Source organism: Candidatus Francisella endociliophora (assembly GCF_000764555.1).
Taxonomy (GTDB): domain Bacteria; phylum Pseudomonadota; class Gammaproteobacteria; order Francisellales; family Francisellaceae; genus Francisella; species Francisella endociliophora.
Genome location: NZ_CP009574.1, coordinates 322,968 through 346,243, shown reverse-complemented (window position 1 = coordinate 346,243; position 23,276 = coordinate 322,968). Strand labels below are relative to the sequence as shown.

Genomic DNA, 23,276 nt, shown 5'->3' with positions numbered 1-23,276 from the left:
GGACATATGCTAGGTTTTTTAGAAAATTATATTAAAGACTTAACACAAAAAGTTGAGCAACCTCTTAGTCTTGAGGATATTCAATATACTGAAGAGTTTGAAGCAGTTGAAAATGAAATCCAAAAGCTTCAAGGTGTTGTTCCTGAGACACCTGACTGGCAGTTGATTTTGGATATGGGAAAGACTGTCTTAACAACTCAAGGAAAGCATATAAAGATAGTTACTTATGTAGTTGTTGCTTTATATCAAAAGTATAAGATAGCTGGTTTGCTTGCTGGGTTATATATATTTTCAGACCTTTTGAGTTTGGAAAAAGATAATATAATGCCGTATGGCAAGAGAAAAAAATCTCGAATTAATTTAGTTATGTGGATGGTTAAGTTCATTGCTGATTATAGAGAGAAAAATCCCCAAGATTTACAGTTAAAAGATTTAGATAATGTAGAACAGTCAAAGCAAGCTGTTGTTGAGTGGTTTAATGAATTTCATCCTAATGATGATACATTAGCCTTAATGCATATATATGATTGGTTTGTTAATGCAAAAAATGCTATCGAGAATGAAGATAGAATTAAAGAACAAAAACGCATACTAGCTCAAAAAGAGCAGGAGCGTCTTAAAAAAGAACAAGAAGAACAAGCTGAGATAGAAAGACAAAAAGAACAAGAAGAAGCTGAATTAGCAGCACAGCAAGAATTTGAGTCAGAGTTTGAGGAAGAAGAATATGAGCATGGTAGCATAGATTCTTCACATCAAGAATTGAATATTCAGGATATGTCTAGTGTTAGAGAATATATTGTTTCTGAGTTGCTGGATAGATTGGCTTTTTGTAAAGATGATCAACAAGCATTGTTTTCACTGATGACACAATCAAGAAAAGTTTTGTGGAATACTCTATATTATGATTCTTTAGTTGATGAAATTCCTCAGATGGTTATATCGGCAGATTTTGCAGATTTAAATCAGATATTATGTATTGCAGATCCTCTTGCTAGAATTGCAGAGCTTGAAAGATTATTTATAAAAAATCCTTTTTTAATAGATATACAAATGTATATTTTAAAAGCTTTAGATGATCTTCAAATGAGACTTAATGATTTATCATGTATGACATTTAGAAAAGCTATAGTTAGTGATTTAAGTCTGTTGTTAAACGAATGTCAGGATTTATTTGAATTAAGCTATGTTGAAAGACAGTGTATTCCAGAATATATATATGATTGGGTATTTACTCAAATATTTGATGATATAGTAGTGTTTAATCATAGGTTTGATGAGTATATAGAAAACTTTGATATAGAAACACAACATTTAAAAATTCTTGAATATGTTAAAAGTGCAAAATCATTAAACTTAAAAATGAGCTACCTATTACAAATCTGTAATAACAAGAATCTAAGCGTAAGTTCTAAGATTAGTATTATAGAGCAGTCAGTGAATGATGATGCCTTAATTATTGGACTAATTAGGGAGAACAGTAAGTTGAGGCAAGTTTTTAGAAGTTTAACGAGTTTGTATAATGAACATATAAATGAGACTGATAATAAGGCCTTAATTAAAAGAAATGAAGATATAATGAAAAAAATTGATTTATAAGCTTTTAGAAGTATATTAATTAACTTATAATCTAAATTAGGAAGATGCAAATTTAACTTTAAAGGAGTGTGTATATGGCAAAAGGTATATCAAAAGAAGGAAGTGTTGCACCAAAGGAAAGAATTAATATTAAATATCGCAGCCATGGTGATAAAACAGAGGAAAAAGAGTTACCATTAAAGCTTTTAGCAGTTGGTGATTTTACTCAAAGAGAAGATGAAACTTCTGTTGAGGATAGAAAAGCTGTAAATATTAATAAAAACAACTTTGACAGCGTTTTAAAAAGTTACAATGTATCTTTAGATATGGCTGTAAAGAATAAGCTAGATGAAGATCAAGAAGATTCAGATGTTGCAATCAACTTGAAGTTTAACTCTATGAAAGATTTTGATCCTGATGCTATTGTTGATCAGGTAGAAGAGCTTAAAAAATTAAAGCAATTAAGAGAAGCTCTTGTAGCACTTAAAAGCCCTCTAGGCAATGTACCTAAATTTAGAAGAAAGTTACAAAACTTAGTTAAAGATAAAGAATCGTTAGAGAAGTTGTGCCAAGAGTTAGGTATAGATTCAAAAGATATTGAAAAGTAGTTTTTTATTAATTAGGGAGAATTTAAATAATGTCTACACAACAAAATCAAGAAGGTTCTTTGCTAGAGAGCTTACTGGAAGATGTGTCTTATGATAGTAGTGATTCTGAGCAGCGAGATGAGACAAAATTAGGATTAACTGCATTATTAGGTGAAATCGTAAAGCATCAAGATGATGAAGAAAAAGTTGATCGTTCATTGATTGATAAGTTTATTGCTGAGATTGATGATAAGCTTAGTAAGCAGGTTGATGAAATCTTGCATAATGAAAAATTCCAGCAGTTAGAATCTGCATGGAGAGGTTTACATTTTGCAGTAAATCGTACTGATTTTAGAGAAAATACTCGTATAGAAATGATGAATCTATCAAAACAAGATTTGATGGATGATTTTGAAGATGCAGCTGAAATAAGTGAGTCTGGTTTTTATAAAAGAGTGTATACTCAAGAATATGGCCAATTCGGTGGTGAACCGTATGGTGCTGTGATCGCAAACTATGAATTCTCACACTCAACTCCAGATGTTAAGTTACTACAAAATGCTGCAGCTGTTGGCTCTATTTCTCATGCACCATTTATATCAGCAGTATCTCCGAAGATGTTTGGTGTTAATGATGTTACAGAATTATCATCTATTAAAGATTTAACATCTCTATTTGAGCAAAAATCTTACATTAAATGGAATGCATTCAGAGATACAGAAGATGCTAAATATGTAGGTCTTACAATGCCTAAGTTCTTATTAAGAGAACCTTATGATCCTGAAGAAAGACCTATCAAATCATTTAATTATAAAGAAACTGTAAAAGAGCATAATGATTATAGCTGGGGTAATACAGCTTTTGCTTTTGCAACTAGGATTACAGAGAGTTTTGCTAAATATCGTTGGTCACCAAACATTATTGGTCCAACTAGTGGTGGTGCTGTTGAAGATCTGCCTATACACAACTTTGAGTCTATGGGAGATATTGAGACAAAGATTCCTACAGAGACTCTTGTGTCAGATCGTATGGAGTACGAGCTTTCTGAATTTGGTTTTATTCCTCTAGCATATAGAAAAGGTAGTGATAATGCTGCGTTCTTCTCTGCAAACTCTCCTCAAAGAGTCAAGACATTTGGCATTTCTGAGGAAGGTAAAGCAGCTGAGCTTAATCATAGACTTGGTACACAACTACCGTATATGTTTGTAATTTCTAGAATAGCTCACTATATTAAAGTTATGCAGAGGGAACAACTAGGTAGTTGGAAAGATGCTTCTGATCTTGCTAGAGAGTTAAATGATTGGTTATCTCAATATGTTGCTAATCAAGATAATCCAACAGCTGAAATTCGTAGTAGAAAACCTCTAAGAGAAGCTAAAGTTGAAGTTGCAGATGTCCCAGGTAATGCAGGTTGGTACTCAGTTAAGATTCTAGTACGTCCTCACTTCAAATATCAAGGTGCTGATGTGACATTATCTTTGGTTGGTCGCCTAGATGAGCAAAAATAAAAACTTATAAATAGGGGTTTGATATGCATGTTAAAAGTTTGTTTGACCGTATCAAATCTCAAGATTTTTCTTATACTGAAGCAAGTTTTGATGACTTGCTATTTCAAATCTCTAATAATTTAGAACTCTTATTAAACTCTAAGCAAGGATCAACATTACTTGGTTTAGACTATGGATTACCTGATTTTAATGGTGTAACTCATAATGTCTATCAAGAGTTATCAATCTTAGAAAAAGAAATAATAAAAGTTGTAAATAAATATGAAAAAAGAATGCAAGTAAAAGGTATAAAGACAATAGTGGATTCCAAAAAAAATCCTGGTCAAATACTTTTTGCATTAGAGGGTTATGTATATTATCAAAATAAAAAGCACTATATCGAGTATCAGACTGTGATGACTGATACTGGAAGAGTTATGGTAAGGAGGAGTTAGTGAGCTTTCAAGATGTTTATGAAAAAGAGCTAATTCATATAAGGAATACAGCTAAAGAATATGCTAAAAATTTTCCAAATATAGCTCCTTTTTTAGAGAATCATTCTCAAGATCAAGATGTTGAAAGAATGATAGAAGCATTTGCTTTTTTGACTGCAAAGGTGCAAAAACGCATAGATGATGGTATACCAGAACTATCTCAAAACATTTTACAGACAATATGGCCTAAATTTTTGCAGCCATATCCATCTGTATCAATACTCAAATTTGGATTAAATGATAAGCCCAAAGAAGACAAAATGACTATGCCAGCAGGTAAATTAATATCTGGCAAATATAAAGAGGCAAATCTAAGCTTTCGAACTTTCACAGATGTTGATATTTATCCTATCAATTTGGTTGGAGTGAAATCAGATCTATATAATAACAAAGAAATAGTAGATTTAGAGTTTAATACAGATTATCAAATGTCTTTATTTGACTTTGAGGATATTAAGTTGCCTTTATATATTGTAGGGAATCAGTCTACAAGTCTTTTAATTGCTTATTTATTGAAGAAAAAAATCATAAAATTAGATCTTTTAGACTCTAATAACAAAAAGATTAACTCCTTTGATGCTAGTATGACAGAAGGAGATTTGTTAAATATGGTGAGTGTTGAAAATACTCAGCCAGATATCTTTAGATTGATTACGCATTACTTTAGGTATCCTGATTTATTTAATTATGTAAATCTACAAATCACAAGAGATAAAAATTTTAAAATACAAGATATAAGAAAGTTTAAGCTTAGAATAACCATAGAGTTAGATGGTATTGAGTATATACCTATGACGATGAAAAACTTCGAGTTATATACAACACCAATCATAAATATAGAAAAAGCATCAATAGCGCCAATTCATTACAATAGTAAATATAAAAATCATAAGTTGAGATTAGATGATAGTAGTAATAAGGCCATTTGTAGATTAACAAAAGTCAGTAGTCTTAGTAAAAACTCTTCTAGAAGACAACAAATACATTTATGGAATGACTTTGAGAGCGCTTTTAATGATAAACCATTATATAAACAGCTAATTATTAATAATGCTATTAATGGATCTCCTGAGTTTAACCTAAATTTTGAGAGTAATGTTTTAGATGATTCTTATATCTCTATAGAGGGAGAAAGCTTTTGTCTAAACACACATGAGATCGTATCTGAGGGAGATATTTGCTCAACTTCAAATAAGTTATCATATACATATAAGAATATAACTCATGTGACAGCACCAATTATTCCTGATTTTGCAGATAGTAATTTATGGCAGTTACTTAATTATTTCTCAGTGCGGTTGAATAACCTAAATAACGTAGAGGCACTTAGACAACTGATAGTCCTATTTAATGATATTCAGCTGTATAGAAAAAGCCAGCAAAAATCTCTAACTCAAAAAGTTTGTAATGCGATCAAGAGAGTTAATTTAGAAATAGAGCAAGAGTATCATAAGGGCAGGGTAATTCGCGGAAATGTAATTGAGTTGACTATTAATGAGCAGAGCTTCCTTAATGAAGGGGATCTATACCTTTTTGGCTCTATCCTAAATAAAATCTATAGCAGCTTGGCAGATGTTAATAGTTATAATAGGTTAAAAATTGTAGGGATGGAAAAAGGTGCTGTGATGGAGTGGCAAGCATGTCTAAACTAGATAGTTATTTGCTAGATCAGTTAGATCAACTAAAAAACAAATATCTAGATAAGTCTCTAGAAGTGGTTGTCAAAAAGTTACTCCTAATACAGGCACAATCAAATAATAGCCTAAAAATTAATTACAAATGTAGCGCGAGTTTAGCTTTTCCAGCTCGAGAGGTTCAGGATATAACTTGGCAAGAAGAGGATGGCAAAATAAACCTTTTAGTGTCTATTAACTTCTTTGGGTTACAAAGTGTAAATAGTCCTTTACCTCTAAACTTACATGAACAAGTAGTACATGATATAAATAGCGATAGCTTTGAGCTTGATGATTTTTATAATTTCTTTAATAATCGTCTTATAGAGTTATTGGTTGATAGTTTACTTAAAAAGAATGTTTTAGCTAGAAATAACAGTATTATAAAAGATATTTGGCCTAATATTTTAGGTTTAGCGCTTCAGATCTATAGTGATGATAAGCAAGTTTTTTATCGTTTGATGAAAAGCTCTGCTTTACTATTTGGAAGTAAGTTATCAGCTAATAATATTGCTAAATTGATAGAAGTATTTTTTGACTTTGATAAAGTTAACATTGAGAATTTTACCCCTAGAACTATTAGACTGCAGGATAAAAATCTCACTAAACTCTCTGAGAAGAATAGTGGTTTTGATGGAGGTTTTGTTTTAGGTGATCAAACTATAGATATTCAAAATAGTTGTAGGTTCCATATATATTTGCAAAAGGCAGATGATTTCTTACCTAATGGTAATAAAAATGCTGTTTTAAATAAGTTAATACGCTTTTTGTTACCTAAGCATGTTATATATTCTATTTCACTACATTTACCTGAAAATATACCGATGATCTTATCTCAAGATAATGTCTATTTAGGTTGGACTACTATTGCTACAGAAAAAAGACGACCACAGACAATTTACTTAGAAGGAATATAGCCTTATGCAACAATTCATATCAAGCTATGCACATGCACAACCAAATGTTTACTATGATAGTAAGAGTGGTAAATTTAAGCATATTTTAGCAGTTAGTTATGGATTTGAATTAAATAATCCAGAGAGCTTAGTACCTATTAATAAGTTGAGTATGGTACTAAACAAACTTTTAGCAGAGCAAAACACAGGCTATGATGAGGGGTATGATAAACCTCATCCAGAGTATTTAGTATATGCAAATCTCCCACCTGTTAATGAACCGAAAGAGCTTACAGTAACAGTTGGTGGTAAGACTAAAAAGATTATTCAACAACCTAAAAGAGTTTGGCAAAAGAGTGGTATTGGTTATATAGTAGAGCAGGTCGACTCTACAGATGTCGTACCTCTTAGCTATACAAAAGCTTATGGTAGTCCAGAGTATGCAAAAAACCCAACTGGTCAGGGTTATTTTGGTAAAAAGATGAGCTTAGAGTTGCCAATGTTTGAGTATAAATCAAATCAAGTAAGAACTCCGGTGGATAAAAATATTGAACCAGCAGGACTATCAGGTAAGCATGTTTTATGTGGTTCTCGCAAAGTTCACTTAGGCAAATATAGTAAGTCTGAGCAGAAGTCTATGGCAGCCACGCCATGTTTCCCTAAAGCTATGGATCAAAAATATTTTATGATGAGTTCACCAGATCAATGGTTGGATAGCTTAAATGCCAAGACAGAGTATAAGTTGATTGGTTTTGGTAATGGTGAGATAAAAGGTAGACTACCAAAATATAAAGCAAATATCTTTACTAAAGATAACTCTGGTACTCATAAGCAACATGAGGGTAACGTTGATACTCTAGTTTTATTACCTACCCTAGGGGTGGGTGTTGTTGTTACAAGGTTTGTATTTGAGACAAACTCGATAACTATAGCAGATGAATATGATACGGCAATGATTCAACTAAATGATCTTAATGATCCACATTTATATTCTGATAATGTTAAGTCAATGGATGAGAGAGAATTAAGTCCTAGTACTACTGGTCTGAGAGAAAATGATTTGCTACCTATTTCTATGCAGAATGAAGAAGAGAATATTTAGAGGTTTTTGATATGGCAGAAGAGCAAAATACACGTCCATTAGATGAATATGTTGCAAATATACCAACGGTTCAAGAGATAGATCATGAAGGTGAATATGGTCCAGAGCCTGAGTTATATAATGTACCTTTAGGTCCTGATATGGTAGATGAGATATTAGAATATCCTGTAGAGCTATGTAGCATTAACAGTTTTGTATATGATAAGTTATGGACAAAACCTGCTTATGATTCTTTATTAGATAAAGTTAAAAAACTCAATAAAGACTGGCAAGATAAAACTATAGATACAATAGATCATCAAGATACAGATTTTTCTAGTTTAATCGCAGAAGATAGTGCGATTGTTTCAAATAAATATACTAGTGCAGATTTTTCAGATGCAAAATTTGCTAGGGCAAAGATAGTTGGTGGAAAGTACGATAATTGTACTTTTACAAATACTCAGTTTAACGCTACTCAAATTGGACAAAGTGAGTTTAATAATTGTCAGTTTGATAATGTGAACTTTGATAAAGCGACTATAAAAAATGTTGTATTTAAGAACTGTACTTTTACTAAATGTAGTTTTGTAAGTACACAGCTGCATACTACAGATCTATATGATTGTAAGATTATGGAGTCTAAGTTTAATAAAGAGATGTGGTTTAGAGGAGATATAATAAACGCTACTATCTCTCAAACAGAATTTAATAAGAGCCAATTTAGTGGGATGATAATACGTTCATCAACTTTATCAAATAACTCATTTTTAAAAGTTACATTTTTTGCTAGCCAAATTGAAGATAGTAGTTTAAGTAATAACTTATGGCTAAAAGTTGGTTTTGCAAATGGTAATAGTATATATAAGACCACATTATATAACGAAAATATCCAACAATGTAACTTTGGCGATAGTGAATGGAAAGATAGTGAGGTACAAAACTCTCAGTTTCTAAAGAATGATTTTAGTAAAGTAGAAATGCATGATACTGATTTCACAGGAGTTAATGGAATAGGTGATAACTTTGCTACAGGAATATTTGCCAATTGCAAATTTATGGACTGTGATTTAGCACAAGCTAATTGTACAGGTACAGATTTTATAGTTGGTAGTTCTATACAAAATTGTACACTAGATAAGTTAATCTATGCTTATGCAAATTTACCAAAAAACTTTGATGAGAGTCAGCTTAAGAAAACTTCTCAAGCACAAATAAAAGCTTTAACTGATAAAGACCTTATAAAATAAGCTTAGCTTTTATAATTTGGAATACTTATAAATCTCAAATTTTTATTATAGGGTTGAATATAATAATTATCAGTGTTATTCGATTTTTTAATCTGTCCTAAAATATATACATAGAATGTTTCTTTAGTCTGTTTATTTATTAAGTTTTTAAGGGGTGTTAATTTAGAGTCTTTAATTAGATCGTTTCTTGAAATATAAAAACAAATATTTTTTTGTTCTGAAATTTTTTCAGCAACTATTTCTATCCAAGGATTACTATTTGGAGGATTAATTATTTTTGCTTCCCCTTTATATACAAGATATTTTTGGTTTTGTAATTGTTGCTCAAAATATTCATTAGATAAATCTTTAACATCAATAAATAAATCATCAAAGGGTATTTCTTTAGATGATAATTGTTTACAGTTAACATACCGATGATTATTGTTGAACTTTTCATAGGAAGTTACTAGTCTATGAAAGCTATAAATAAACTCATCATCTATACCCAAATTAGAGAAATATTCTCGCTTTATACTATTATGATCTTTTTCTCCAAAACTAATAGTTGCATCTAAATCAAAATATATGGTTTTTCGTTTAGTAAGTTTAGTTTCTTTTTCTTTTTTGAGAGTGCTAAGTTTTGTTTGAATTAGATATACGATGATACCACCAATTACGGTTGCTATAATAGAATAAATAATGTTTGTCATAAACCTACCCAACCTTCACAAAAAATCTATCTTCTTGTTTAGGTATTTTTTTAGAGTTTATAGAATGATCATTAAGGATATCTTCTACCTTTAGATCTTTTATTTCTTTAAAAGTTTTAAAGAAATAAACTTTATCTTTTAATTCTTTATCTATGTTATCTTTTACAGCCTCTAGCATAAAATCATCATAGTCAGTTTTTGCTTGCTCATCAAGTTTATACTTGTGCATAGCTATATCAGGTCTTGTTGACTTAATAGTTATTTCTTCATCACCTTTTTTGACTTTGTTATCAATAATTACATAGGCTAGGGCGTAGAGTTTTACATTTTCTAAATTTCTAGCAATACTTTGAGTATCTTTAGTCCATTTATCAGAAGTTACGTATTTATTTATCTTATCCTGTAAATAGCCTATTACTTTAGTGTATGTAGTTACTAGAGCATCTTTATCTATTACTTTTAATGTTGTTTCACCACTATTACCTAAAGTATCAATAGGTTCTTCTTGTATTGGTATGCGATAGCTAAAGCTAACATTTATAGTTGATGGTTTACCAGTCATTGAAGTATCTGTTATAAAATCAGTACTATCTACAGCATACACATCAAAAATTACCTTAACATTTGCAGGATCCTCTGCAAATTTAGGGCAAACTAGGCTTGCTGTTATAGTGTTATCTTCTGAGACATCTATATCTATATCCAACGGATTAAATATAGTCATACATGTTTCTAATTGTTGTTCTGCATTTTCAAATTTATCCATATTTAAATCCTTATTTATGGATACTACGGTCAAGCCGTAGTATGACTTATGTGTTGCATTAGTCCACATATCAGGGTCGGCACATAGGCACGATCCCTACAGTAAATCATCGTTTTATTTATAATCATTCTCGTGCTTAGCACGGTTATGATTTTGGTTTTATGGATTCTATGGTCAAGCCATAGAATGACCTAATTGTTTTATTTTAACGCACATTAGCGGTTATATTTCATCCACCAACATTGCTTTGGTAGATTCTCCTCTTGAGAGGAGTACCTTGCTTGCAGGGGGAGGTGTGGTTGATAAAGTCCAACATAATCCAAAAGGTATACTTTTAGAGACACACCCCGCGACAAGTCGCACCCCTCTCAAGAGGGGAATTATTACAAACTATCCAATTGCTTCTTAGCACTATCTAAATTCAACTTATCTGCTCCCTCTGGGCAATATTGCAGATTTTCTTTAGTAGGTTCGTTATCCTTATACAAAGCGATAGCATCATTTAGGTACTTCTTAGCTTTAGAAGTATCCTTTGATAAGCCAGCAGAGCCATCTATATATGCTTGGGCTACTAGCTGTTCGCCCATAGCGATGCAGTATGGTGCTTGTTTCGTTACAGTATCTATAACGGACATCAATCCACTTTTGTTAGCTTGAGTATTACCATTAGCAGAAGCTAATGTATACCACTTGTAAGATTTAGCTACATTAAGGCCTGGGAATTTATCATTTGAGTTATAAAAATCACCAAGTTGATTTTCAGCAAAATCATTACCTAAATTAGCTGCTTTAGTTATATATTCTAAGCCTTTAACTTTATCTGCCTTACCAGCTTGACCAAAGTAATAGATGTTGCCTATCGCAGTTATAGAGCCTGTATATATATTTTCTTCATTACTGTTTAAGCTCGATTTGTCTTCATAAAATGTTACTATCCATGTGGCATAATCCAAAGTCTTTTTATAATTCTTTTCTCTTGCTTCATAGCTTGACAATATAGCTGTAGCTTCAGGATTATTTTTATCTTTTAAGTATGGTGTACAGTATTCAACGATATCCTTATCATTTTGATTTGCTGATGCTAAAGCACAATCTTTCATATCAGCAAAAGAGTATGTTGATATTGCAAGTAGAGATGTTATTAATAGTGTTTTTTTCATTTTGTATTTTCCTTTTATGGACACTACGGTCAAGCCGTAGTATGACAATTTGTTTTATTTCCCTTCACACTTCGACTTCGCTCAGTGACCGGAAGGGGTGGCAGTCGTTAGACTGACGGGGTAGTACTTTTAAGGATATAAATTTGATAATTTTACCCATTGTTGGTATATATTGTCTTTATTAGCCTCTTCCCACATTTGCCATAGGGTAGTTGCTATATCAATTACTAGCAATACTTCTCCTAAATATGGAATACTTAAAAAAGCTGCTGCTCTGATCCCAGCTCTCTCTATGATATTTACTACAGCGCTTTTTTCTACTTTATCTAAAATCAGATTAGTACCACCTTTTTGAGCAGCAGAACCAATACCACTAGCACCACTTCCAATACCTTTAGCTGTAGTTTCAACTACTTTTTTAGTAACTTCTTTCTCAGCACCCTTAAGCGTATCAGCAATAGTCTTAGCAGATGATAGGGTAGTAGCACCAGAGTTGATGAAGTTAGCTATATCGGCTCTGATTACATGCTCATCATTTTGGTTCATGCTCTCACTTAGGCTTCTGACACTCTGTATCAACTGTAGTGTGCTTATACCTAATCCAAGTGTACCTACTACTACATCATTTGTCTTCATCAGACTATCTAGAGCTTTTTTCCTAGCTTTGCCAGCTTTTATCTTAGATTCCATACTACCAAAGAGCTCTGTACAAGGTACAGTCTTTAACAGCGAATTGCTTAGTTTGAAGTTATTATACTCATTAATAACTTTGACACAGTTATTCTGTATCTCAAATATCTGCTTAGTAAGACCCAAACAGACTATAGCATTTTCCATGCCTTCGGTTTTTTGAAGCTTCTCTAACTCTTCATTAAGCTCATTAATAGCAGAGTATGCACCATAAGCACTCTCAATAGCTCCAGTTATAGCTTGATATCTTAGACTACCAAGAGATGTTTTTTGATTCTTTAGATCATCGTACATTTCTTTATCTATTAGATTGTTACTCTTTAGCTTATCTAGATGCTGTTGAGTCTCTTCATGTACTTGGTTTTGGAACTCTTTATAAGCATTTTCTTCTAAGAAGAAATGAGTCTGCCCACGATAGTATCTATCTTCTACAGAGATGTTTCTACCTCTAGCAGCTTTTGCAAGTGTAGCACTTACTTCCTGACCACGAACAACATTTACATCAAAATTACTGCTTAGCAATATCTTAGTAACCGAGCCTTCTCCAGAACCAAAGAAATTTGTTAGCTCAAAGCTATTTTCTAACAAATCTGTAAAGTACTTGCGTTGCGGTTTGTAGCTTAACAGACTCTTAGTAAACTCATGATTTACATACCTAATATGCACTTTGTTGACAAAGCTAATAACAGCAGTTTCTACTCTCTTATCTTTTGTAAGAGATATTAGATCACCTGATACTGACTTACCATTTAGCAAATCATCTGCTAACTTATAAGCCTTACCAGTAGTACTATCTGCTTTAGAGATAGCTTTTTGAGCATATTGTTTTGAATACTTTTTAACAGCTTCTTGAAATTGGCTTCTATCAATATCTATAGGCTTAGCTTGCTTGAGAACCAGCTCGATACTATTACTTAGAGCTAGTTTATCTTTGTCATAGGTACCTTTGAGGAAGGTATATAAGTTATGAAAAAATATAATTTGTTGGAAAAATCTTATGTAGTTTGAATAATAACTTTGATTCATAAAAAAATTTTTCACTACAAAATAAAAGTCCTATGGCTCTAATTTATACTTATAAAATTAATTAATCAAATATTTAGAAATAATTTTTTATATTTTTATCTAAAAAATAAACTAAGAGAATTAACTAAATTAGGTTCATGTTTGTACCATTCTAATATTATATTATGGTACAAATCGCCAATAGCATTCTTTAGTTTATCAGTATCATTACCATTTTTTCTAAGGTAAAAATGTACTAGTGCTAATACTGGATTTAGATGTTGATAATAGACAAAGTTTTTAGTTTGGTTATTGATGGTCTCTGTATAGAGTAGGGCAGTTTTAACTTTTTTGATTTCATCAATTATAGTATCTATATCTTTGATACCAACATATTCAAATATACTATCAAGTTCAATAAACAAACTAGTTTGTTTATCTTCTTGGATAATGTAAGTATCTATTGATAAAGCATAGCTGTGATCATCTATTTGACAACTAGCGTAGCTAGTTGATAGGTTGATTTGTTTATATAACATGGTTATATACCTCTTTCTGTTTTTTTGAAATTGGTCGGGCTGTTCAAAACTGGCAGAAAGTCCAGCACTGTACCTTTCCCTATTGCTAGGTATTATATGGGTACAGTCAACCCGATTAAACGAAAGAGTTTAATCAAGGTTATGCTGTCTAGTGCTTATGGATATATAAAATTAGGCTAACTATAGATACAGTTATCCCTATAAACCATCGATGCAGTTTTTAGTTGCATCACACTACTTTCTGCGTGGCTTTTGAAGACCGACACAAATAGAATATGCCTTTTGAGTGAGTTTGTAAAGATTTTGATAGTTAATAGACTTTAGAAATTAATAGAAAATCATTTATTTATATAGAGTTGGTTTTAACTCTATTGTACTAAACTCATTAGTATTATCAGTTTTATAATTAGGGTTATAAACAAGGATATTACCATTGTTTAGTACTTTGATTTTCTCATAATCTCTAATATGATATTTTGAAATATCTTCTATATCTGTGAAGAAAGTAGCAGTCAAAATATTTTTTGACTGAGTAACAGTTATATTAGATACATTATATTCAAATACTAGTCCCAGTAAGAATATACCTGCTATACCACCAGTTATATAAAGATATTTAATTTTTTGTTTTTTTAAAGAAGGAAAATAAACCATTGCTACGAATAGAGCTACCATTGATATAAGAATTATAGGTATTAGTAAAAATTGAATAGTATATAGCAGTATGAATATATCCTTGCCTAATTCAAAATTATCTTTTGTATATCCAGTGATATCGTAAATTAATATATTAGTAACTGCACTAGAAAAGCTTGTAAGAAGCCAGAGAATAATGGTAAAAGCTGTTGATATGAAAAGAGCTAATTTTGGAAGCCTTTTCATGAATAAAAGCATATCAAGTAAAAATATTATAAAAGTAATGATTATATATATTGCGACAATGATATAAATTACTAATACATAAATAGGATCACTTACTAAATTAAAAGCATCTAACGATAGTGAAATGAATCCTAGAAAACCTCCTAATATTAAATACTTTGTTCTTTTATGTATTTCTTTTTTAAAAGAGGATAAGTCATATCTTTTTATGCGACAGTAAAGGGAGGTTGAAATTATTACTATTAGAGTAATTAGCATTAATATAGTTAAGATTACAAAAGGTATAAATAGAGTCATGACAAAGCTATTTTTATGTTTGAGAATGGTACATTTTACACATAAAGCGAAAGAGATAAATAATTATTTTAAAAAGATATATTCACTTTTTTTGATCTTAGCTAGTATTTTTTTATAATTTCTTTTTCTTATAATTTTATCCCCGATATTCATGGCAAGTATTTCAAAAATAAATCCTAGAATTGTTAAAAAGATACCAAAAATGAGCATAAAATAATTTTTATCAAAAAATACAAAGATACTGCCACCAATAAAGAGAAATAATATCATAAAAAAAGCGTATAAAAGTCTAAGCTTTTTTAGATAACTATTGTATTTAGATACTTGTCCTTTTTTAAGAAGAATCTTTTCTTTTTCAAAGTGGAGTATGCTAGATGCACCAAGTATTTTTATCTCATGAGGTTTTAAAACTTCTAAAGCTTTAAATAACAAATTAGTCTTATAGTCATTATATATAGTAATTTTAAAATTTGAGTATAATAGCTGTCCAGAAGAAAGTAATAATTTTAGTTCAATTATTTTTTTGAAAAATGTATTAGGATTATTAGCTATTTTTGTTGATAGCTCATTTAACCTTTCAAGTTTTTTATATACTCTATTTTCTTTTGAAAAAGGGTTTTTAAAGCGCTTATAGAAGAATATTAAAATGGCTATTGCTACTAAAGTAATAATTGACTTTGTTTCCATTTTATTTGTTAAATCAACTAACGAGTTGATTTGAGATATAAGATCACTCATCACCCAACCTTCACAAAAAATCTATCTTCTTGTTTAGGTATTTTTTTAGAGTTTATAGAATGATCATTAAGGATATCTTCTACCTTTAGATCTTTTATTTCTTTAAAAGTTTTAAAGAAATAAACTTTATCTTTTAATTCTTTGTCTATGTTATCTTTTACAGCTTCTAGCATAAAATCATCATAGTCAGTTTTTGTTTGCTCATCAAGTTTATACTTGTGCATAGCTATATTAGGTCTTGTCGACTTAATAGTTATTTCCTTATCACCTTTTTTGACTTTGTTATCAATAATTACATAGGCTAGGGCGTAGAGTTTTACATTTCCTAATTTAAGAGTAATATTATAATCTTCTATATTATCATCACCATTATGGTTATTAATTTCATCTTTTAAATATGACACTAAACGTTTATAACCATTTTTAAGAATGTCTTTATCAACTACTTTTAGTAGAGTTTCACCACCGCCTAAAGTTTCAACTTCTTTTTTAGCTATAGGTAGTCTATAACTAAAAGTAAAGTTCTTTTTATAATAAGATTTAATATCTCCTCTTTGAGATTTTTCGATAGTATGCCCAGCGGTCAATCTTTTATCATCTACAATATATACATCAAAAATTACCTTAACATTTGCAGGATCCTCTGCAAATTTAGGGCAAACTAGGCTTGCTGTTATAGTGTTATCTTCTGAGACATCTATATCTATATCCAACGGATTAAATATAGTCATACATGTTTCTAATTGTTGTTCTGCATTTTCAAATTTATCCATATTTAAATCCTTATTTATGGATACTACGGTCAAGCCGTAGTATGACTTATGTGTTGCATTAGTCCACATATCAGGGTCGGCACATAGGCACGATCCCTACAGTAAATCATCGTTTTATTTATAATCATTCTCGTGCTTAGCACGGTTATGATTTTGGTTTTATGGATTCTATGGTCAAGCCATAGAATGACCTAATTGTTTTATTTTAACGCACATTAGCGGTTATATTTCATCCACCAACATTGCTTTGGTAGATTCTCCTCTTGAGAGGAGTACCTTGCTTGCAGGGGGAGGTGTGGTTGATAAAGTCCAACATAATCCAAAAGGTATACTTTTAGAGACACACCCCGCGACAAGTCGCACCCCTCTCAAGAGGGGAATTATTACAAACTATCCAATTGCTTCTTAGCACTATCTAAATTCAACTTATCTGCTCCCTCTGGGCAATATTGCAGATTTTCTTTAGTTGGTTCGTTATCTTTGTAAAGTGCGATAGCATCATTTAGGTATTTCTTAGCTTTAGAAGTATCTTTTGATAATCCAGCATAACCATTTATATATGCTTGAGCTACTAGCTGTTCGCCCATGGCAATGCAGTATGACATTGGCTTATCTTTTGCAAATTGCATTAGCTGATTTGTATAATTATCGCTTTTACTTTCTTGATTCTTATTTATATCTGAAATCTTAAACCATTCATAAGCTTTTGTTATATTTTGACTTGGATCACTTTCATCAACTACATAGAAAGTACCTAATTGATATTGCGCAAAATCATTACCTAAATTAGCAGCTTTAGTTATATATTCTAAACCTTTAGTTTTATCTGCTTTGCCTGCTTGTCCAAAGTAGTAGATGTTACCTATAGCTCCTAAAATTCCCACGTATCCTTCATAAGTATTTTTATTTGTTGGAAGTCCATTTTTCTCATAAAAACTGGTCATCCATAAGTCATATTCCAGAGCAGTTTTATAATCTTTTTTAGCAAGGTATGCACCAGCCAATATGCCTGTTACTTCAGGATTGTCTTTATCTTTTAAATATGGTGTACAATACTCTATTTTTTTATCATTATTATCTTGAGCTGCATATAGTAGACACTCTTTTATATCTGCAAAAGAGTATGCTGATATTGCAAGTAGTGATGTTATTAATAGTGTTTTTTTCATTTCGTATTTTCCTTTTATGGATACTACGGTCAAGCATCATGGAGTGACATGCTACTTATAAACTATCCAACTGCTTCTTAGCACTCTCAAGGTTCAACTTATCTGCTCCCTCTGGGCAATACTGCAGGTTTTCTTTAGTTGGTTCGTTATCTTTGTAAAGTGCGATAGCATCTTTTAGGTATTTCTTAGCTTTGGATGTATCTTTTGATAAGCCAGCGGAACCATCTATATATGCTTGAGCTACTAGTTGTTCACCCATGGCTACACAATAAGGCTTACTTTTAAAAAAATCATTTAGGGTGTTAATATAACTGCTACTTCCAGTTTCTTCACTTCTGTTTATATCTGCTATTTTGAACCATTTATAAGCAGTCCCAACATTTTCTTTTGGAATATCTCCCTCAGAACCATAGAATCCACCTAATTGTTTCTGGGCAAGAGTATTACCCAAATTAGCTGCTTTAGTTATATACTCTAAGCCTTTAGTTTTATCTACTTTGCCAGATTCTCCAGAATAATACATATTACCAATCATATTTAGGGTATTGGTATAAGTAGCTTTTGCATTATTAGAGTTCAATGTATTCTCGTTTTCATAATAGTTTGTATACCATAAAGCAAAATCTAGAGATTTCTTATTATCACTAGTTGCTACTGCAAGGATTGCAGTAGCCTCAGGATATTCTTTACTTTTTAAGTAAGGAGAACAGTATTCTAATTCTTTTTCTTTATCATGATTCGCTGCTGCAGAAATACAGTCTTTTATATCAGCAAAAGAATAAGTTGATATTGCAAGTAATGATGTTATTAATAGTGTTTTTTTCATTTTGTATTTTCCTTTGAATATTTTAAAGTACTACCCCGTCAGTCTAACGACTGCCACCCCTTCGACACTCGAAGGGGAATTGACTATGGATATAAGTTTGATAACTTCACCCATTGTTGGTAAATATTGTCTTTGTTTGCCTCTTCCCACATTTGCCATAAGGTAGTAGCAATATCTATTACTAGTAGCACTTCGCCTAAGTATGGAATACTTAAAAAAGCTGCTGCTCTTATTCCTAGTCTTTCAACTAATGTAATTGCTGCTTCACGTTCCACAGCTTTTTCAGTAAGTTTTTTACCAGTATTTCTACCTAATAAATCTGCTGCACTTTCACCAATTTTTTCAGCCCCTTTCTTCTCAGCACCTTTAAGCGTATCAGCAATAGTCTTAGCAGATGATAGGGTAGTAGCACCTGAGTTAATGAAGTTAGCGATATCAGCTCTGATTACATGCTCATCATTTTGGTTCATGCTCTCACTTAGGCTTCGCACACTTTGTATCAACTGTAGTGTGCTTATACCTAATCCAAGTGTACCTACTACTACATCATTTGTCTTTATCAGACTATCTAGAGCTTTTTTCCTAGCTTTGCCAGCTTTTATCTTAGATTCCATACTACCAAAGAGCTCTGTACAAGGGACAGTCTTTAACAGCGAATTGCTTAGTTTGAAGTTATTATACTCATTAATAACTTTGACACAGTTATTCTGTATCTCAAATATCTGCTTAGTAATACCCAAACAGACTATAGCATTTTCCATGCCTTCGGTTTTTTGAAGTTTTTCTAGCTCTTCATTAAGCTCATTAATAGCAGAGTATGCACCATAAGCACTCTCAATAGCTCCAGTTATAGCTTGATATCTTAGACTACCAAGAGATGTTTTTTGATTCTTTAGATCATCGTACATTTCTTTATCTATTAGATTGTTACTCTTTAGCTTATCTAGATGCTGTTGAGTCTCTTCATGTACTTGGTTTTGGAACTCTTTATAAGCATTTTCTTCTAAGAAGAAATGAGTCTGCCCACGATAGTATCTATCTTCTACAGAGATGTTTCTACCTCTAGCAGCTTTTGCAAGTGTAGCACTTACTTCTTGGCCTCTAGTTACATTTACATCAAACTTACTGCTTAGCAATATCTTAGTAACAGAGCCTTCTCCAGAACCAAAGAAATTTGTTAGCTCAAAGCTATTTTCTAGTAAATCTGTAAAGTACTTGCGTTGTGGCTTGTAGCTTAACAAACTCTTAGTAAACTCATGATTTACATACCTAATATGCACTTTGTTGACAAAGCTAATAACAGCAGTTTCTACTCTCTTATCTTTTGTAAGAGATATTAGATCACTTGATACTGACTTACCATTTAGCAAATCATCTGCTAACTTATAAGCCTTGCTAGTAGTACTATCTGCTTTTGAGATAGCTTTTTGTGCATATTGTTTTGAATACTTTTTAACAGCTTCTTGAAATTGGCTTCTATCAATATCTATAGGCTTAGCTTGCTTGAGAACCAGCTCGATACTATTACTTAGAGCTAGTTTATCTTTGTCATAGGTACCTTTTGCTTTATCAGCTGCAGCACCACTTGGCACTAGTAGTTCAGATACTTCAGGTTTATTGCCTTGTAAAAATGTCTCTACATCTAGTCCAGTAACTTCTGATAAGCTATTAGCTACCCATGTACGGATAGGATCAGAATCATTGCCACTAGGTTTCAATGCTCTAGTCATATACCTCAAGCCATCTGGTGCATTCTCATGAATATGATCACCTAGCTTATCTTTTGCTATCGGATTTTGATCTTTGTCGATATAGCTAACATCTGTCGATACTAGCTTTTGGTGGGCATCAAATTTTTTTGCAGTACATTTATAATAGTTTATGTGATATTCATAACTGGTTATCGTATAACTATATAGCATTATTCCACGAATACTTTGTATTTCTAGTTTATCTACAGGCCTATCAGATACGATATCATATAGGTTATCTGTAGTTTGTGGATCTATACTTAGATGATTGACAGTATCAAACCATCTTTCAAAGCTACTACCATAACTATGTGCTCCGACACTAAACATATCACGCCAGCATTCTATCAGCTTATCAGTAGGATCTATCCATGCTAAACCTTGTGCTTGAAAAGCCTCCATAAAGCCACGCATAATACTACGAGCATTAGATCTTAGATTGTATTTCAAAAGCTCTAAATCAATAGTATCTTTAGTACGATTTACTTCTTTAAGTTGATTAGCTTTTGCTAACCAGCTATTTATAAGTCCTTTTAATTGAAGTTTATATTCTTCATCGTAGGTTCGAAAAGATGTCCATAGGCTACTTACTTTACCTTCGCTTACATCAAGCATTCCACTCATCTGCGGATTAAAGAGGAAGTTAGCAATTAGAATTGAGCTTTTTCCATAGTTGTCTGCCTGTATGTCAACACAGATTTTACTAAGTTGAGTTTGACACCAAGCAATAGCAAAGTTGTTATGATCCATAACACCAACGGGATCATTTACAAGTAGATTCCACTGTAGAGATTTACAAATATCTAATACTGGGTAGACTTCTAGCTTATTCCAGTCAGCTTGCTTGGCACTATTATCAATATATTTATACTTGATATCGCGAACCTTAGCTTTTGCAAAAGAAATATTCTCACGCAGACTCATATCAAAACTATCTTTAAGGTTTGATATATTTAGGTTTTGAGCATGAGAGCTTTGAAGCTTAGAATCTATTTCAATCTTGTCTAATCTAGCAGATGAAAGTTGCACTTTACTAAACAGTACTACCACTTGCTCTAGCTCATAAGTTTGATTATCTTTGGCATAACAAGAGGGTAGTTGTATCCTAGTGCTAGCACTATCAGCATCAGCACTACGATAGTCGCATTCTGTATATTCTGAGATATCAACTTCTGCAAAGTTTGTAAGGTTATGTTCAATACTTGCCTTATATTCACGATAGAGTTTAAGCTTGCCAAAGCCATCTACATTACTATCTTTGAGGAAGATGTAGAGATATCCCTCACCAATACTTTCTGCATTAGCAGGGCGAAGATCTGTTTTGATTTGCTCTTGAATTTGCTCTTTTATTTTAGATACTTTTTCTTGGTTTTCAGACTTTTCTTTCTCAAGAGATTTTTGTTTATCATTTAGCTTTTTGATTTGTACATCAAGCTTAGCAATTTGACTTTCAATATCAGCAATCTTTTCTTGGCGTATAGCTATATCAGATTCATTAACTCCAGAGCTTTTAAGCATTCCTACAGCATATTGTTCTCTCTTTTTTTGAGTATTAAGCTGTGATTTTTGAGTCTTCAAAGATGTTTTTTTTGTATCTATGGCATCTATGCTAGCTTGCTGTTTCATAAGGTATACATTGACACCTTTGTCTATCACATCATCTAGATCTGAGAAATCTTTTGGAATTTCTATCTGCTTGTCTTGTTCAGCGCAATCTGGAGTATATAACTCAGCTATTTTGTTTAAAACATACTCTTGAGTGCTTGTACTAACTCTTGAAAGTATTGATAAGTGCAATTTATCAGCATTATCTGCTTTTGCATTATTATTAGGGGTGTTTTTGCGCCATTTAGGAATTACTTTGAGGTGTTGGATACCATCCGGAAGATCTGTTTTTTTATATTGACCATCAGCACCTGCTAGAGCATCAGCCATTATATCATTGATAAGATCATCTACTGACTCTAACTTGTCAGCATCACTAGCCTTACTTGAGTCACCATATTGAACATTAGCACAGTAAAAATTTTTGTTACCAAAATCTGTAAAATTATTGTTCATCTTGTTCCTCACCAATTATATATTCTTTGGATTCTATTTTAATCTCTTTGATATTTAGCTCTAGCTCATCGACTTCCCAATTCATGCCCATCAAACCAGTTAAATCATAGTCGCTATAGCTCTTTGTAGCATCGTTTGATTTGATATTAAGATCACCTTTGACATTTATATCAACTTGTTCAGTTAGATCTTCAAGATTGGCTGTTTCGATATGTCGCTCAAGTTTATTATCAACGGTATTTTTGGTTTGATAACTTTCGCTTAGTTTTTTAGTTTCTTTATGCTTAGCATTATGAGTTATATTGAGGTTGCCTCTGTGCTGTTTTGTGTATATTGACATATCAATCTCCTAATCTCTTACCTAGCTTGTGTGGTGCTTTAAGTAGTACTCTTTATACATTTTATATCTATCTTGTCCTACAGAATCACAATATTTTTCAGCTTGTTCAGTATATGGCTGTTTTAATATTTTATTGTTATTATTTACATATCTATAATACTTTGTTAATCCCATACAATATATGCTATTTAATTGATTCTTTTTAAAAGAATCAATTAAACCTTTAATTGATTCTTTTGTATCTCCATCATTAATATAGAAGTTTGTAATAATTATAGGATTATTCATAGCTCTAACTTTAAAAGAATACTGACCATAAGTAACACTAGGATGATTACCTGATACATCCCCATAGTCAGTTTTATATTCATAATTAAATTTTTCTAACTTAAAAGGCTGCTTATAATATTCTTCCAATGATTGCATTACCTCTTTTTTTACTTGCTCTTGAGTATCTTTATTAGCTTTGTCAGATAGTTTAGTAGCACAACTGCCTAAACTTATTAATAATATTAAAACAGTAGCTATTCTAAATATTTTCATT

At 31.7% G+C, this 23,276-nt stretch carries 21 protein-coding genes; 8 read left to right on the top strand and 13 right to left on the bottom strand.

The genetic code is table 11. From position 1 onward, the window contains the following. Window positions 1-6: 6 nt before the first annotated feature. The 8 genes from QI37_RS01615 to QI37_RS01580 all read left to right on the top strand — a co-directional run bounded on the left by QI37_RS01615 (window position 7) and on the right by QI37_RS01580 (window position 9,043). Window positions 7-1,596 (top strand): type VI secretion system ImpA family N-terminal domain-containing protein, encoded by a 1,590-nt coding sequence (locus tag QI37_RS01615; RefSeq protein WP_040007948.1) that lies wholly within the window; start codon window positions 7-9, stop codon window positions 1,594-1,596. A gap of 74 nt (window positions 1,597-1,670) precedes the next feature. Beyond that, window positions 1,671-2,183, top strand: a complete 513-nt coding sequence (tssB, locus tag QI37_RS01610) for a type VI secretion system contractile sheath small subunit (protein ID WP_200883202.1) — start codon at window positions 1,671-1,673, stop codon at window positions 2,181-2,183. 29 nt (window positions 2,184-2,212) lie between these two features. Continuing rightward, the gene (gene tssC, locus QI37_RS01605; RefSeq protein WP_040007946.1) at window positions 2,213-3,670 is read left to right on the top strand and encodes a type VI secretion system contractile sheath large subunit; all 1,458 of its coding nucleotides are present in this window, start codon (window positions 2,213-2,215) and stop codon (window positions 3,668-3,670) included. Between the two features lie 23 nt (window positions 3,671-3,693). Beyond that, entirely contained in the window at window positions 3,694-4,104 is a 411-nt protein-coding gene (gene tssE / locus QI37_RS01600) for a type VI secretion system baseplate subunit TssE (protein ID WP_040007945.1), read from the top strand. Continuing rightward, window positions 4,104-5,795, top strand: coding sequence for a type VI secretion system baseplate subunit TssF (gene tssF / locus QI37_RS01595; RefSeq protein WP_040007943.1), 1,692 nt, complete (start codon window positions 4,104-4,106; stop codon window positions 5,793-5,795). The genes tssE and tssF overlap by 1 nt, the downstream gene beginning before the upstream one ends. Beyond that, complete coding sequence (locus QI37_RS01590; RefSeq protein ID WP_040007941.1) at window positions 5,783-6,733, top strand: type VI secretion system baseplate subunit TssG; 951 nt, start codon at window positions 5,783-5,785, stop codon at window positions 6,731-6,733. The genes tssF and QI37_RS01590 overlap by 13 nt, the downstream gene beginning before the upstream one ends. 4 nt (window positions 6,734-6,737) lie before the next feature. Next, complete coding sequence (locus QI37_RS01585; RefSeq protein WP_040007940.1) at window positions 6,738-7,814, top strand: DUF2169 domain-containing protein; 1,077 nt, start codon at window positions 6,738-6,740, stop codon at window positions 7,812-7,814. Between the two features lie 11 nt (window positions 7,815-7,825). Beyond that, window positions 7,826-9,043 (top strand): pentapeptide repeat-containing protein, encoded by a 1,218-nt coding sequence (locus QI37_RS01580; protein WP_040007938.1) that lies wholly within the window; start codon window positions 7,826-7,828, stop codon window positions 9,041-9,043. Window positions 9,044-9,045: 2 nt separating this feature from the next. Here QI37_RS01580 and QI37_RS01575 read toward each other — a convergent pair whose 3' ends face one another. The 13 genes from QI37_RS01575 to QI37_RS01515 all read right to left on the bottom strand — a co-directional run bounded on the left by QI37_RS01575 (window position 9,046) and on the right by QI37_RS01515 (window position 23,275). Next, entirely contained in the window at window positions 9,046-9,735 is a 690-nt protein-coding gene (locus QI37_RS01575) for a hypothetical protein (RefSeq protein ID WP_040007936.1), read from the bottom strand. A 4-nt stretch (window positions 9,736-9,739) separates the two neighbouring features. Next, window positions 9,740-10,501: a hypothetical protein gene (locus QI37_RS01570; RefSeq protein WP_040007934.1), complete on the bottom strand. Its 762-nt coding sequence runs from the start codon at window positions 10,499-10,501 to the stop codon at window positions 9,740-9,742. Window positions 10,502-10,884: 383 nt separating this feature from the next. Beyond that, window positions 10,885-11,661, bottom strand: coding sequence for an SEL1-like repeat protein (locus tag QI37_RS01565; protein ID WP_052399118.1), 777 nt, complete (start codon window positions 11,659-11,661; stop codon window positions 10,885-10,887). A 129-nt stretch (window positions 11,662-11,790) separates the two neighbouring features. Further along, a complete protein-coding gene (locus QI37_RS01560) occupies window positions 11,791-13,392 on the bottom strand; it encodes a hypothetical protein (protein WP_144242688.1) in 1,602 nt (533 codons plus the stop codon). An 80-nt stretch (window positions 13,393-13,472) separates the two neighbouring features. Continuing rightward, complete coding sequence (locus QI37_RS01555; protein ID WP_040007931.1) at window positions 13,473-13,895, bottom strand: hypothetical protein; 423 nt, start codon at window positions 13,893-13,895, stop codon at window positions 13,473-13,475. 342 nt (window positions 13,896-14,237) lie between these two features. Beyond that, window positions 14,238-14,777, bottom strand: a complete 540-nt coding sequence (locus QI37_RS10200; protein ID WP_144242687.1) for a hypothetical protein — start codon at window positions 14,775-14,777, stop codon at window positions 14,238-14,240. A 360-nt stretch (window positions 14,778-15,137) separates the two neighbouring features. Beyond that, complete coding sequence (locus QI37_RS01545; protein WP_040007928.1) at window positions 15,138-15,812, bottom strand: hypothetical protein; 675 nt, start codon at window positions 15,810-15,812, stop codon at window positions 15,138-15,140. Then, complete coding sequence (locus QI37_RS01540; RefSeq protein ID WP_040007927.1) at window positions 15,812-16,585, bottom strand: hypothetical protein; 774 nt, start codon at window positions 16,583-16,585, stop codon at window positions 15,812-15,814. The genes QI37_RS01545 and QI37_RS01540 overlap by 1 nt, the downstream gene beginning before the upstream one ends. Window positions 16,586-16,968: 383 nt before the next feature. Next, a complete protein-coding gene (locus QI37_RS01535; protein ID WP_052399117.1) occupies window positions 16,969-17,754 on the bottom strand; it encodes an SEL1-like repeat protein in 786 nt (261 codons plus the stop codon). Between the two features lie 55 nt (window positions 17,755-17,809). Then, on the bottom strand, window positions 17,810-18,580 hold the full coding sequence (locus tag QI37_RS01530) for an SEL1-like repeat protein (RefSeq protein ID WP_040007926.1): 771 nt from the start codon (window positions 18,578-18,580) through the stop codon (window positions 17,810-17,812). An 83-nt stretch (window positions 18,581-18,663) separates the two neighbouring features. Further along, a complete protein-coding gene (locus QI37_RS01525) occupies window positions 18,664-22,392 on the bottom strand; it encodes a hypothetical protein (protein ID WP_040007925.1) in 3,729 nt (1,242 codons plus the stop codon). Further along, window positions 22,382-22,732 carry a hypothetical protein gene (locus QI37_RS01520; RefSeq protein ID WP_040007923.1) on the bottom strand — a complete coding sequence of 117 codons (351 nt, stop codon included), beginning with the start codon at window positions 22,730-22,732 and terminating at the stop codon, window positions 22,382-22,384. The genes QI37_RS01525 and QI37_RS01520 overlap by 11 nt, the downstream gene beginning before the upstream one ends. Before the next feature lie 21 nt (window positions 22,733-22,753). After that, complete coding sequence (locus tag QI37_RS01515) at window positions 22,754-23,275, bottom strand: hypothetical protein (protein WP_040007921.1); 522 nt, start codon at window positions 23,273-23,275, stop codon at window positions 22,754-22,756. Between the last annotated feature and the right edge of the window lies 1 nt (window position 23,276).

What these genes read in the sequence shown, in the direction of transcription:
- QI37_RS01580 (WP_040007938.1), top strand. Translation starts at nt 7,826, where the DNA reads ATGGCAGAAGAGCAAAATACACGTCCATTAGATGAATATGTTGCAAAT.
- tssB (WP_200883202.1), top strand. Translation starts at nt 1,671, where the DNA reads ATGGCAAAAGGTATATCAAAAGAAGGAAGTGTTGCACCAAAGGAAAGA.
- QI37_RS01615 (WP_040007948.1), top strand. Translation starts at nt 7, where the DNA reads ATGCTAGGTTTTTTAGAAAATTATATTAAAGACTTAACACAAAAAGTT.
- QI37_RS01520 (WP_040007923.1), bottom strand. Translation starts at nt 22,732, where the DNA reads ATGTCAATATACACAAAACAGCACAGAGGCAACCTCAATATAACTCAT.
- QI37_RS01565 (WP_052399118.1), bottom strand. Translation starts at nt 11,661, where the DNA reads ATGAAAAAAACACTATTAATAACATCTCTACTTGCAATATCAACATAC.
- QI37_RS01555 (WP_040007931.1), bottom strand. Translation starts at nt 13,895, where the DNA reads ATGTTATATAAACAAATCAACCTATCAACTAGCTACGCTAGTTGTCAA.
- QI37_RS01590 (WP_040007941.1), top strand. Translation starts at nt 5,783, where the DNA reads ATGTCTAAACTAGATAGTTATTTGCTAGATCAGTTAGATCAACTAAAA.
- QI37_RS01540 (WP_040007927.1), bottom strand. Translation starts at nt 16,585, where the DNA reads ATGGATAAATTTGAAAATGCAGAACAACAATTAGAAACATGTATGACT.
- QI37_RS01535 (WP_052399117.1), bottom strand. Translation starts at nt 17,754, where the DNA reads ATGAAAAAAACACTATTAATAACATCACTACTTGCAATATCAGCATAC.
- QI37_RS01570 (WP_040007934.1), bottom strand. Translation starts at nt 10,501, where the DNA reads ATGGATAAATTTGAAAATGCAGAACAACAATTAGAAACATGTATGACT.
- QI37_RS10200 (WP_144242687.1), bottom strand. Translation starts at nt 14,777, where the DNA reads ATGAAAAGGCTTCCAAAATTAGCTCTTTTCATATCAACAGCTTTTACC.
- QI37_RS01545 (WP_040007928.1), bottom strand. Translation starts at nt 15,812, where the DNA reads ATGAGTGATCTTATATCTCAAATCAACTCGTTAGTTGATTTAACAAAT.
- QI37_RS01530 (WP_040007926.1), bottom strand. Translation starts at nt 18,580, where the DNA reads ATGAAAAAAACACTATTAATAACATCATTACTTGCAATATCAACTTAT.
- QI37_RS01525 (WP_040007925.1), bottom strand. Translation starts at nt 22,392, where the DNA reads ATGAACAATAATTTTACAGATTTTGGTAACAAAAATTTTTACTGTGCT.
- tssC (WP_040007946.1), top strand. Translation starts at nt 2,213, where the DNA reads ATGTCTACACAACAAAATCAAGAAGGTTCTTTGCTAGAGAGCTTACTG.
- QI37_RS01585 (WP_040007940.1), top strand. Translation starts at nt 6,738, where the DNA reads ATGCAACAATTCATATCAAGCTATGCACATGCACAACCAAATGTTTAC.
- QI37_RS01515 (WP_040007921.1), bottom strand. Translation starts at nt 23,275, where the DNA reads ATGAAAATATTTAGAATAGCTACTGTTTTAATATTATTAATAAGTTTA.
- QI37_RS01575 (WP_040007936.1), bottom strand. Translation starts at nt 9,735, where the DNA reads ATGACAAACATTATTTATTCTATTATAGCAACCGTAATTGGTGGTATC.
- tssE (WP_040007945.1), top strand. Translation starts at nt 3,694, where the DNA reads ATGCATGTTAAAAGTTTGTTTGACCGTATCAAATCTCAAGATTTTTCT.